Source organism: Proteus terrae (assembly GCF_003144325.1).
Classification (GTDB): Bacteria; Pseudomonadota; Gammaproteobacteria; order Enterobacterales; family Enterobacteriaceae; genus Proteus; species Proteus terrae.
In genome coordinates this window covers 24,801-37,298 of sequence record NZ_PENS01000016.1, presented here as the reverse complement: position 1 = coordinate 37,298, position 12,498 = coordinate 24,801, and the positions used below count along the sequence as shown (strand labels likewise).

At 33.5% G+C, this 12,498-nt stretch carries 14 protein-coding genes; 2 read left to right on the top strand and 12 right to left on the bottom strand.

The genetic code is table 11. The features are described 5' to 3' along the window. Positions 1-142: 142 nt before the first annotated feature. Complete coding sequence (locus DK857_RS15700; RefSeq protein WP_109402667.1) at positions 143-325, bottom strand: hypothetical protein; 183 nt, start codon at positions 323-325, stop codon at positions 143-145. A 271-nt stretch (positions 326-596) separates the two neighbouring features. On the opposite strand from DK857_RS15700, the gene DK857_RS15695 reads away from it, so the two are divergent. Both DK857_RS15695 and DK857_RS19165 read left to right on the top strand, forming a co-directional pair. Next, on the top strand, positions 597-794 hold the full coding sequence (locus DK857_RS15695; protein WP_109402666.1) for a hypothetical protein: 198 nt from the start codon (positions 597-599) through the stop codon (positions 792-794). Next, on the top strand, positions 794-958 hold the full coding sequence (locus tag DK857_RS19165; RefSeq protein ID WP_157957617.1) for a hypothetical protein: 165 nt from the start codon (positions 794-796) through the stop codon (positions 956-958). The genes DK857_RS15695 and DK857_RS19165 overlap by 1 nt, the downstream gene beginning before the upstream one ends. A gap of 261 nt (positions 959-1,219) precedes the next feature. Here the strand turns inward: DK857_RS19165 and DK857_RS15690 are convergent, their stop codons facing one another. From DK857_RS15690 to DK857_RS15640, 11 genes are all read right to left on the bottom strand, one after another. Further along, a complete protein-coding gene (locus DK857_RS15690) occupies positions 1,220-1,489 on the bottom strand; it encodes a hypothetical protein (RefSeq protein ID WP_109402665.1) in 270 nt (89 codons plus the stop codon). A gap of 3 nt (positions 1,490-1,492) precedes the next feature. Then, positions 1,493-2,059: a hypothetical protein gene (locus DK857_RS15685; RefSeq protein WP_227003190.1), complete on the bottom strand. Its 567-nt coding sequence runs from the start codon at positions 2,057-2,059 to the stop codon at positions 1,493-1,495. 42 nt (positions 2,060-2,101) lie between these two features. Beyond that, positions 2,102-2,842 (bottom strand): TIGR03747 family integrating conjugative element membrane protein, encoded by a 741-nt coding sequence (locus DK857_RS15680; protein ID WP_109402663.1) that lies wholly within the window; start codon positions 2,840-2,842, stop codon positions 2,102-2,104. A gap of 14 nt (positions 2,843-2,856) precedes the next feature. Further along, on the bottom strand, positions 2,857-4,923 hold the full coding sequence (traD, locus tag DK857_RS15675) for a type IV conjugative transfer system coupling protein TraD (protein ID WP_109402662.1): 2,067 nt from the start codon (positions 4,921-4,923) through the stop codon (positions 2,857-2,859). Further along, on the bottom strand, positions 4,920-5,465 hold the full coding sequence (locus DK857_RS15670; protein ID WP_109402661.1) for an integrating conjugative element protein: 546 nt from the start codon (positions 5,463-5,465) through the stop codon (positions 4,920-4,922). Before DK857_RS15670 ends, traD begins: the two co-directional genes overlap by 4 nt. Continuing rightward, entirely contained in the window at positions 5,447-6,151 is a 705-nt protein-coding gene (locus DK857_RS15665) for a TIGR03759 family integrating conjugative element protein (protein WP_109402660.1), read from the bottom strand. The genes DK857_RS15670 and DK857_RS15665 overlap by 19 nt, the downstream gene beginning before the upstream one ends. Further along, complete coding sequence (gene pilL2, locus DK857_RS15660) at positions 6,148-6,702, bottom strand: PFGI-1 class ICE element type IV pilus protein PilL2 (RefSeq protein WP_109402659.1); 555 nt, start codon at positions 6,700-6,702, stop codon at positions 6,148-6,150. Before pilL2 ends, DK857_RS15665 begins: the two co-directional genes overlap by 4 nt. Positions 6,703-6,808: 106 nt before the next feature. Next, positions 6,809-7,897 (bottom strand): hsdR, encoded by a 1,089-nt coding sequence (locus tag DK857_RS15655; RefSeq protein WP_109402658.1) that lies wholly within the window; start codon positions 7,895-7,897, stop codon positions 6,809-6,811. 133 nt (positions 7,898-8,030) lie between these two features. Then, on the bottom strand, positions 8,031-8,405 hold the full coding sequence (locus tag DK857_RS15650; protein WP_109402657.1) for a GNAT family N-acetyltransferase: 375 nt from the start codon (positions 8,403-8,405) through the stop codon (positions 8,031-8,033). 266 nt (positions 8,406-8,671) lie between these two features. Next, a complete protein-coding gene (locus tag DK857_RS15645) occupies positions 8,672-10,441 on the bottom strand; it encodes a UvrD-helicase domain-containing protein (protein WP_109402656.1) in 1,770 nt (589 codons plus the stop codon). Continuing rightward, positions 10,432-12,372, bottom strand: a complete 1,941-nt coding sequence (locus tag DK857_RS15640) for an ATP-dependent nuclease (RefSeq protein ID WP_109402655.1) — start codon at positions 12,370-12,372, stop codon at positions 10,432-10,434. The genes DK857_RS15645 and DK857_RS15640 overlap by 10 nt, the downstream gene beginning before the upstream one ends. Positions 12,373-12,498 lie beyond the last annotated feature (126 nt).

The following is a 12,498-nucleotide window of genomic DNA, read 5'->3' as shown; positions in this document are numbered from 1 at the left end:
CAGTAGAAAAGCAGAAATGGGAAAGTGGAAGTTTTATAGGGAACTAACGCCTCCACTTTTAATATTTATTGATAAAATTATTAGTATAGCAATAAGAATAAATCTATCGTTATTAAACGATTATAAGGATAATTGTGTTAATTTATTTTGTCTCATCTTTAGATTCAAAAGAATCTGGACTACTAGTAAAACCACAATTATCACAAACCAAATCTCCAGTTTTACCAAATGCAGCATCACCACCAATTTCAACAGCATTAGGTACAGCATCATGCCATCTTTCTTTACTAATATGGACTGAGCCACATTTAGGACATCTGTTCATATAAACTCCGTTTAAAGAATAAACATAAAAGAAAAATTACATTATAGTTAAAATCCATTATTCCAACCATAAGTTAAATTACTATTTTCATAATATATGACATAAAATATTTAAGTATTTATTCTTATATTTAGTTTAATGACTCACTAATAATTGTTACTCCTCCTCATAAATAATGATATTCATCACTATTCAAAACAAATAATTTGATAAATTTCATTAACCAGTTACTCTAATTTAAATTCATCATTAAACTCAATAAGGACGTATTATGTTTAAATGTAAAGGCTGTAATGAAGAATTATCTAATGCGAAAATGGTCGGTTTAGTTATCGGTCAAATTGGTCGTGAAAAAGCAATAAGTCAAGGGTTATCAAATAGTTCAAAAACTGATTTTATTGCTGGTTTAGTATCAGGTTTCAAAGTGAAATGCCCTAAGTGTGATACAACCAATTGGGATTACTCATAATGCCTATCTTAATTGGCTTAATTGCACTTGTGTTTATCTATCTTTATATTAAATCAAAAAAATTTAGAGGATTGACTAACCAAGCCATAAAAAAATCCCCTGATGCATTGAAACAATATAATGAACAGATGAGAAGAGAACTAGAAAAGCGAAATAATAAATAAAGTTGACTCTAGAAAGGAAAGCTTAGGTTTTCCTTTTTTATTTCATTAAAAATTTAAACACACTTAATCAGCTTTTATTTTTCTGAAATAACTCCTCCTGCAAATTCTTCTAAAACTCCTTACCGCTACAAAAACAGCTATTCCTATCAAAAAATAGAGTAATCAAAAATTCCTCTTGTAATAAAAACACACTATTTACACCATAGATATATAAAAAGAGAGTCTAAACTCTCTTTTTTCTGCATCCAATAAATATTTATTTTATAAATGATTTGCTGATTTTATAGATTTCAATAAAGTATTAAAAACTTCATTCTGCGATGCTCTGATCTTTTTTCCTTTTGGAGTAACAAAGGTCACTTCTTTTCCACTACGACTACAAACAGTACTAATTGTACTTCCGTCTTCTCGAGTCTGAATAATGCGTGGTGTTTGGAAAAAAGAAGACTCAGGCGTAACAGATTTTCCTTTTCTAGTTACCATACCCAACTCCTTAGCTTGCCATGTTGATTGCATTATAGTATCGCTCATAAATCACTCACTATCAACTGAGCGGTTATTTTGCTCAAACCAATTTAATAAATCTTCTGCTGAGCGGTAAAGTATTTCTTTTGAACCATCACCAGTTAAATCCTGAAAACCATATTCTTCTACATAGTATGTTGCAACATTTTCATTTATAGGAAACATGAGCCGTACACCTGTTCCTTGTACCTGTAACAGAAAAAACACTATGGTATAAAGCATAAACTTAAGCGTATTTCCATCAAGAATAGATGGTTGAATTTGAAAGTTCTGAATCATTTCAATATTCAATACATTATCGGAGCAATATTCACAAATACAGGCTCCAGCAGGTCTATTTTGTATATCTAAAAACTTAAAACAAAAACTAAATCCATTATCATTTTGAAATGTTTGCCCTGCATGTTCCCAAGGAAGTCGCCTCTCAAGCGGAAAATTTCGGGTACTTGCAATACACCATTCTAAGTCTGACTCATTTAATAAATATGCCATAAAAGATTGCTCAGACTGTTGAAATAACTCATTAGTTAATCTAATTGCCTCCTCACCACACTCTCGTATTATTAACTCGGGCATCAGCAACTCCATCGCATCTCAATTAATAAAAAGGAATAATCCCTACAAATACTTCTTAAAGCTCCCCACTGTCACAGAAATAGCAAATCCTATCAACAAGATAGAAGGTAGCAACAAGAGATTCGGATAAACTGCAAATGGTAGTGATAAATATAATACACAGGGAATATAAATTGCGGGCTTGATTATTCGCTTTGCATGATGATAAAGAAAACTCGATTCATAAGCTGCACCATATCGACGTAAATCACGTCTGACCAAACCATCAACAATGCCCACCATTATCACCAAAATAAACAATGGAATTGATAGCATGAGAATAGTGACTCGCATCATCACAATTTGTAAAACAAAGAATGTCGCGAGTAGATATTGTTCTCCTGCTTGAATCGCTTTTATTATTCCTACATTAATCCCATCAGTAACACCATTACCCGTTCTTATGGAAGATAATGGTATTTTCAGCAAACTGTCCTGCATCCATTGCGAAAAATCAGTGATCCAATAAATTACTGTTATTACTGGTGAGTATAAAAATATACTTTGTGTAAAACTCTCAGCAAAATAAGTTCGTTCAATCAGCATGATTTGGTAACTATGTTGTGCTCCCTCTTCCGCCCAAAAGAAGAAAATACCGATATATTCCAATATCAAACTAAACAAAAGTGAAGCCAACAAAACACCAATAATCTGCCAATGCAAATCCCACAATAATGTGGTAAAAAAACCACGTCTTTTTGGTGATGTTAGCGATGATGTTGATGATGTATTTATCTGCGACATATCATTTTTCAAATTTACTGATTGGCGAGAATGCTATCAGACCACCAGGTATCACTCGTTCTATAATGTTGTCGCATATAATCCACAATTTGATTCATACTCTCAGGCATTAACGGATCCGCTTTATCTGAAGGTAATGGCATTCTTAATTTCCAAAGTTGCCCTCCATTTAATAATGCAAAAGCTTGTCCTTTAGGTAGATTGATAATATTTGCTGGCGTGATTAAAGGCGTTCTAACTGTGCTGACCCTATCCTGTGTATTCGAAGTAAAATCACCGCCCATATCAGCATTAGAAATATCGGTTACTCCTGAAATCAGCATCTTGGTATACACTTCAACTTCGGGTAATTGCTTCGTCAATAGCTCTGCAGTTTCAGTATGTCGCACTCGCAACATCACCACACTATTAAAATTACCTACAACTTGTGCAGCCTTTGCCACACTCCCCACTCGCGCCTCAATATCAGGTAAAGTCTGCGTATAGGCTGTTACTTCAATTCCTGCACCACCACCTTTGTTGATCAACGGAATAAACTCATCCCCCATCAATTCATTAAATTCATCACAATGTAGACTAATTGATACCTTTTTTTCATCTGCATTCGGTAAACCATCATTAATGCCAAACTTATAAATATGTCCAGCAACACTCACTAAATCAGCAAACATGGCATTACCTACTGCCGTAGCGATTTCAGGATCAGATAAGGCATCTAATCCCACATACACAATGCCTTTTTTGCGTATTACCTGTAGCCAATCAAAAATAGGACGAGGATCAGAAATATCTGTGTAATCAGGGGAAATTAATTCAGCAATTTTTCCTGAAGTGAGCTTTTCTAATAACGGCAATAAACTTGCCACAATCTTGTCGTAATACTTTCTGTCATAACGAACAGAAGAGCGTAAGCTCTCTAATATCGGATCGAATATCGCTTTTCCTTCATTACCATTTAGCACTTGTTCAATTGCAACAACACGCAAGGAACGCCCTTCCATATATCGAGGAATATCACGTTCATCTAATATTTTGGTGAGATTTTCGATGAGTTGCCATAACTCAGGCTTATGCTTTGTTAGCCAATATTCAGCATAGGTTTCAAATAATAATTCGATATTATTCACATAGCGCTGAATGATACTAAAGCTAGGTCGTTGTCCTAATGCAACCAATGCTCTGGCAATAATGTTCACAAAGCGCCATGCAAATTCTTTAAATGCCGCACTACTTCCTTCATGGCTTAATTGACCTGCAATACGCGAGGCAACTTCTGAAATCCGACTAAAACGCCCAACCGCATTATAACGAGCACTGATATCTGGCCATCCAAGGTGAAAAACGTAAAACTCATTATCTCGCTCAGCTCGATGCGCTTCGGCATACATTCGTTTGAGTAAATCGGCATCACCTTTAGGATCAAAAACAATGGTGACATTACCTCGCTGAATATCTTGTGTGATCAGTAACTCAGCAAAACGTGTTTTACCCACTCGCGTAGTACCTAGCACCAACATATGCCCTACTCGTTCACTTAAGCTCATAGAGACATTTATCTCTTTTAACTCAATCCCATGTATAGCAGGGTTTCCGCCAACGGGTGGTAATGGGCGAACGGAATTAAATATCGAATCGGATGCTAATAATGAACATAGTGACGGGAAATGATACTCATAGCGTTGTTCAAATTGACGAGCCACACGATACAGCTTAGGTGGACGAATATATTTAGCGACTTCAGGTCGTAACGTATCGAGTAATCGTTGTGTATGTTTTTGTTCCCATAAGAATCCTTTTCCTAAGAAGAGTTGATGGTGGCTTATAGGAATATTTTTACTCGACATCGCATAACGTTTTAAACGACGAATATTACGGCGATAACGTAAAACACGACTCCCTTGAATAACTCGCCTTATTGATAAAATAGCAAATCCTGATGCCGTGACATAACTGACAGATCGTGACAAAGCCACTGCCCAAGGTGCAGTAATACAAATATAGCTTGCACACGCTGTAACGATAGAGGTATTAAACTCAACAGCAGGACGTAATAAGGCTTCAATGACATAGCGGTCACTCATTGTTCTGATCCCTTATCAGTGATTAACACAGGATAGTGTGTAAGTCCCAATCTGAGGGCTAAATCACTTCCTGAAACGGGCAATAATGTCAATCCTTGTGCTAATTCATTTAGCTCATTCCATGCCGTTTCAGTATCAATATTGACTATGTAGCCCACTGCATTAAGCTCAATCAGTTGTTCCCTTTTCTCTGTTAACCAACGTCGAGAAAAATCATCGTCACCAATTAAAAACAGCGGTGACATTCTGCTTAAATTTAGAGTTCGATTAGGTTGATAGCCTGGTGTTAATTCTGGTGTGCTCACAGGCAATAAGTTAACTAGGCTGGGTGTTGACAGTGTCAACACCTCTGAAGGAGATGAAACTTTATCTTCGTTATCAGGTGGTGATATAGCTTGGAAATAGTTTTCGGTCGATTGCCCACCCAGATCAGCAACAACGATTAATTCGGTTTGTTTCGTATTGAGTGACGGTATTACTTCTGCAAAACTAGGAGATATTCCAACGGAAATAAATAGAAAAACTAATCGGCTCTTTGCCATCCCTGCACTCCTTGTTGTAAAACGACTGGCATCACTCCATTGCCATGCTTTAGCCATATCCCATTATCATGATTTAATGTGATATGCCGATTTCTTATCTTTTCGATAGGAATATGATGTTTTTTAGCCCAATGTCGAATCACATCATCTTTCCCCGTACTTCCCACTAAATAGATATCAATAGGTTGATTTTGTTTGATAAGTTGAGTGAGCTTTACATCACAAACAGGGCAATTTTCCTTCACAAATAAAGCCTGACGATTTTCTCTTATTTCATGTTGAATCGGTAAGATTTCAGGATAAAGTCGAAGCCACGCTTGATTAACCTCTCGCTGGAAAGCCAATTCCGCTTCAACGCGCTGAAATTCTTGCTTCACCACTAATTCAGCAAAATAACGTCGCTCTTCATAAGTACGCGCTTCAATGCCTAATAAAGTTAAAGGATCTAAGTTCGGTGAAAACTGCCCCCGTTTACCCTTTTTTAGCATTTCATAACGTTGCCATTCTTTCTCTGTTAATTTCCATTCTTGAGCATTTTCAGTGATAAGTAATTGTTCTAATGCTTGTTGCTCTGTTTTTAAAACTTGATGCTGATTTTGAGTCGCCATTCCTTCTGTTGACACTGTCAACACGCTAATCCCCAATAAAACTAGAAATTGAGAGTACAATATAGACTGCTTTTTCATTTCAACATCCTATTAGCCGATGGTATTGAATTTATGGGTATTTCTGGCGGTAATTGGTAACCTGCACGCAATGAATGACAAACAATTCGTTGAACAGCATCAATCTCAAGTTGCCATGCAGCACCTGCCAATACTTGCAGTGTCTGCTTTAAACGCATAGGCCCTAATTGATGATGTACAACGGGGAGTTTTTGGTTATAGAGCACTTGATTAGAAGGCGTTGTCTTACATAAAGAATATCCAGAAGGTTGTAAAACATAACGCATCGCGTCACTCACTGTGGAACGTTGAGAAGTTGGGATATGAATATCAATTACTTGCTCTAGTGGTTCGTGTTGAGCCAACGTTGGAGATGTGTTTATTAATAAATAGCGATCATAACGCACAACTTTTGGTGTCATTGCATAGAGATCAGGCTGTGCTGTTTGAGTGTTTTTATTGAGAATAATGGGGCTGGGTTCAGTTTCAGGTTGTTGAAGTTTTTCTTGGGGAGTACAAGCCGTTATAAATAACGCAGTGAAACAGATTATAAAGGATATGGGTTTGTTCATAGGGACTCTCTGTTATAAAGAGTCCGACTTTGATGGATTGTTGGTTAGGGAGCAATGGGGAAGTGTTTTTTGATAACATTAAATATAAATACTAAAAAATTGTTTATCAATCATAAAGAAGCTTTGTATTTCCGTCACAAAAATTACATCCCCATAATCCACTCATGTCATGCTCAGATGTACTAACCGTACTACAGTAATCGCAGGTATAAAGAGAATCATGATATGTAAAGCAATTTGTACATAAATATCCATCTCCATATTCACAAACTGTTTCATAGCCCTCACATTCCGAGCAATTAGCGGGTAAAGAAGAAGTGACATAGTCTTCAGGACACTCATTGGATTCATTCAGTATTTCATAACGGTCAGCATGATAATTACAATTACCACACTTATAATCTGAGTTATCATAAGATTCTAATTTACTTTTTTTCTTACAATTAGGACATGTTATTATAATAAAAAATTCGCTTATTCTACTTTCACTACAAACTAGACAATAATTCTCACACAATAAACTCTGATTAGAGTTCATAATTATTCTTTCATAACTACTATTTTTATTACAATGTGGGCACAAGATAATTTTATATCCTTCATTTTTTAATTTTTCTAATTTAGGTTGAATATAATTAAATTTTGCAGATATATAAAATTGTGAATTTCGTAACATTATAGACTCATGACTTCTTAACCTTGCTATTAAGATGCTATTAAATGGTTTTTCATGGAAGTAATTTAGCATTAGTCTATTTAATGCAAACCAAGCATCTGCTTGCTCATAAAGAATTTGATTTATATCATCATCCGTAAACGATGGATGATAAAAATGAACAACTCTATTACGATGTTTTCTTATTTTATCAAATATTTTAATAACTTTTTTATCTAATGGCTTTTCTAAAATATCACCAAGTCGACTACAAGTTTCATCATAAGTCACAGATAAAAAGTCACCAGATATATATTTTTTTCTTGAGATATTTTTACCTGAACACACCAAAGTCCAATGTTCTTGTACTAGCGGTACTTTTAATAATATTTCTACTGCTGTCCAAAAACTAACGATTGAAAACTGTGGTTGTGAATTTTCCATTTCTTCACGAGCTTTATCTAAAAAATTCAAGCCATTATCAATTAATGCATTAATATCTTTATTTATAACATATGGAATTTTTTCTTCAATAATCATATTAAACTCTACATCTTTTTTATAAAAATTAATAAATTAAATAATACTTACCAATGTAAAATATTAATTACACCTTGAATTATAAATTTAAAAAATTAATTTTATTTAGCTCACACCTGTATTTATTGATAAATTAAAATTTATTCAACCCCCGACTAATATCAGCTATTTTCAAATCTGATGTACTTAATTCATAAATGGAACCACCTGTTAATTTATTTTCTCGGTAATTAAAAACAATTCCAAATTTTTCATAAAAATGATTTCGTCTATCTTTATTATCTCTATCAACATCAGATAGTTTTATTCTTTCAACTCTAGTATTTTCAAATTTTTTCGCCCAAGAAATAATGTAGTTAAAGATGATAGTACCTATACCAAGATTTTTATATACATAATATCTAATGTGGATATCGCCATTACTTAACTTTACAGAAGGAGTGTCCTCATTTATATAAACACCTCCCCAACCTTGTGGTTCACTACATGGCCAAACCCTACTTAACACACTGAATTTAATGATTATTTTTTATTTTATTAACTTCTCATTTAAAAAATATTGGTTATAAGATTTTTCAACTTTAACTGTTGCTATTAATTCTTTATTTCCATTTAAAATAGCGTGGTAAAATACTTCCTTCTTCATTTAATCACCTAGTTTCATCAAAAAAACATAGATAAAAATTAACTTATATATTTACATGTGATAAATTTAATTTTCTCATTAATAAAAATTAAATAAATATTGTAATATCAATATATTCTTTCTTGTCATTAAACAATAGTAAACCCGATAGATTCAAGTTTTTTAATTTCGTCTGCTTTTAATATTTTAACAGCCCAAATGAGATATTCTCTTGGACGAGATGATGCAACATAAGCAAATCGAGCAGCTTCACTTTGCGGGTCTTTTAACCAGTCTAACCAATGAGCTTCATTTCCAGATTTAGCAGTTGATATCAATATAGTAACGTCATGTGTTTCACCTTTAGCCCCATGAATTGTTGTTTTTCGGAATAGTGAGTTCGATCGTTTAGTAATACCCAATGATGTTGAAACTTTTTGTGTAGATAACCCCTTAGGTGAAGATAAATTTGCAGTATTCAAAGAAGTTAAGATATTAGAAATTGTATCTGGACAAAAATCTTGCTTTGAAAGAATATGTACTAAAGGTTTTATTTTTTTTACCCAGCTAGACCAATCAATTTCAAGATCTTGCATTTTATTTTTTATAAAAAAATTCAAAGAATTATATAAAAACTTACGCCACAATAAACTTGAATTTATAGAATGAGGACAGTGAAAACTGTTAGACTTAGTACTTTCATTAAGGTAATGATGAATAAACTCAGAAAAATACTCCAAAGAATTAGAGATAGTATCCATATTATTAGAATCAAAAATCTTAATTGAGAGAGCTAGTTTTTGCATATTATTTAGTTGACTAGTCGACGTATAAAATTTTTGAATTATATTATGCCCTCTAGATAAAATAGCATTATTTTCATATTCTTTACACAGCTCATCAAAGGTACTAATTAATTCTGTAGGGCAATTTTTATATTGAACAATTAAGCATCTAGGTTTTAACCAAGATATATTGCCAATAATACCTGTGCGACCTGTTAATTGCGCACAAACATTTACAATATTCTGGCAACTTCTAAAATTTCGTGTAAGTCGTAAACTTGAAAATTTATTATCTAAAACAAACTGCTTCACTTCCATAGGCTCTACTTCACGAAACCCATAAATAGATTGGTGAAGATCACCTATAAAATGCAATTTCGCTCCATTGTCTGCAAGAATTTTAAGTATAGCCAATTGTTCTTTAGATAGATCTTGACATTCATCAATAATAATTAAGGGATAGCGTTTAACCAATAAATTAATAAATTCTTTATACTCGATGCGAGTTAAAGTAATTAAAGCTAAACATTCAATATCTCGATATGTTGCAAAACCACCATTAAGCATTTTATCTTTAGTATCTATAAAGTCATTAAGTTGCCATCTTTCAAGAGTAATTCCCTTCAATGTTCTATCAAATATTGAGTCCCCTGTGTCAAAAATGACTTGCCTTATATTACCAGTAGCAGTCAAACTAAACGAGTATTTATGAGCATATATCTTACCTCGCTTAACATAACTATACTTAGTTCTATAACCTAAATTTGCAGATGGTTCGACAATTCTAATTGATGAGTCTCTATTATTGCCAATATAACTTGTCAGTTCTGTTGCCAATGGAGAAACTATATTTTTATAAATGAAGCTATCAAAAGTACCTAAGAAATGTGGAAAAATATTCTGACTGACCTTTAAATATTTAGATACTCTATGTGCTAATTCGTCAGTGGCACTATTGGCAAATGAGAGAATTGCCATTCCCTGTATTTTATTTCCCCATTGATTAATTTCTTTGGCAACTTTGGCTGCTACGACTTCTGTTTTGCCACTTCCGGGGCATGCCTCTAAAAATATATGAGTCTTAATGCTTGAGTTTATATAATCAAGTTGTTCATCGGTAAACTTTACAGACATTCTTCGCCCTCTACTAACGATGAAGCCCAAAGAATAGCTTTTTTAATGTACTCTGGAACTAAAAAATCAGTACCATCAGTTTGAAGTTTATCAGCAAGCACTTGAGCAAAAAGACCTTTTCCAATATTATCATCATCAATTCTTTTAAGAATTTTGTGTGCAGCTTCAGCTATTTCCCTAATTTCTTTTTTCGTCCAATCTATTTTTGACATTAGGGTAAATTCTTCAATTATTGTGCTTTCTCCTTTTTGTGGCTTGGGCCACAAAGATGCAATTATATTGGACATTAGCGCAACATTGTTACCCTCCATCGCTAAATCATATTCTAACGTTTTGTATTTACTTACATATAACCGAGCATTAGCCGATTTATTGATACTTTCAACAAGATTAATAGCATGGTTAGTTCCTTCTCCCATGTTCCCATCATAGGGAATAAAATCTCGACTTACGTTCTTCGTTATTCCCCCATTCCCGGGTTCAGAAAGCTTAACAACTTCAATTTTAGGTGGATCTCTATCGGTTAATCCAGCACATCTTATAGGAATATTTTTATCAGCTTTTGTATCACTAGAAGTTTCAATATTGCAGTACAATTGCATAAAATGCTTAAAGTAAATTCCATTAAGATTTATTGTAGAAATACCTTGATCTTCTAAGCTATTACGCCCCTCTTTTTGATCTTTCAAAACTATCTTTGCTAAACTTGGGATTATCATTTGTTCAGCTATACCTTCGACAAGAATTACACCTCCTGCAAATAGAAGGTTAGACTTTGTTACATCAAGCCAACGATTAATAAACTGGTTACTTGATGTAGAAAGACCACATAATCTTAGTGGCGTTGCAATAGGTTCAGGTAATTTAGATAAATGAATAATTGACCCTAATTCAACTGAAGAAGCAAGAACAGGAGAATGAGTAGTTACAATAACTTGTACATTTTTATTTTGTTGTGCAACAGATTTTAAATGATTTAATAGTCTAATTTGCAACTGAGGATGTAAATGTGCTTCTGGCTCTTCAATGAGAAGCAGTTTAAATAGAGGTTGATCTCCATCATCCTCATCTAAAGTAAGCTCAGCAAGAATAGAAGCAATATACAATAAATTATTGTAGCCTAAACTATTTTGGCTAAGCCTGCGGAATAAATCTTGATCCTCAACAGATAAATCAGGAAAAAATAAGAGAGTTAAACTTTCTACGATCTTAGTAAAATCAGCCTCTACAAATTGAATACTCGTTTTTTGACCAAAATAATGACCTATAGCATTTGTCAAATTAGTAGTGATTAATTCATTAGCATCTTTTATGCTTAAATCCTTATCAGAAGCTAAAGATTCATTAAAATTTTTTAATTTCTCTTCAAGCGGATGTAACTTTTCATCTTTTCTACATTGTATCAACTCTTTTCGATTTAACGCTTTGAGTAATTTAGATAATCTAGATTGACGTCCATTAGATAATTTAGCCTCTGCATCTCTTAGTGGAGGTAAATAGATACATTGGATAAATTCTAATAATTCGGGATCAAATTGGGAATTTTTAGATTTACCTCCCCAAATGATTTTTTTAAATCGTCCTCGGACTTCCTTGTTTTCGGCTTCTAAGTTTAATATTGCTTTGTTTGAAGCCCCTACCCATGGAAGAAAAGCTACTTTTTCATCTACACTTAACCCATCGAATACAGCTTGAATAAATAAGTTTGAAGAAACCTTTCCTTTCGTCGTGAATGAACAATAGAAATCATCATCAGTAACACTATATCTTCCTGATTCAGAGTCCTGAAACAACTGACGGATAGCATTTATAATGGCTGTTTTTCCAGAACCATTTTCACCAACAATTACATTCAATCCATCTATGAGTTGAATTCTAAACTCTTTATCAAAACAACGAAAACCTTGTACCTTCAAATCACTTAAATACATACTAAGTCCTACTATTATCTATGCATCTATGTAATAAACACATAATTATCAATAGTTAACTTTGTTGCATAGTTAACGATTAGAAAAAACGAATTAATCGAAGATAAAATTATGCTGATTTTTATC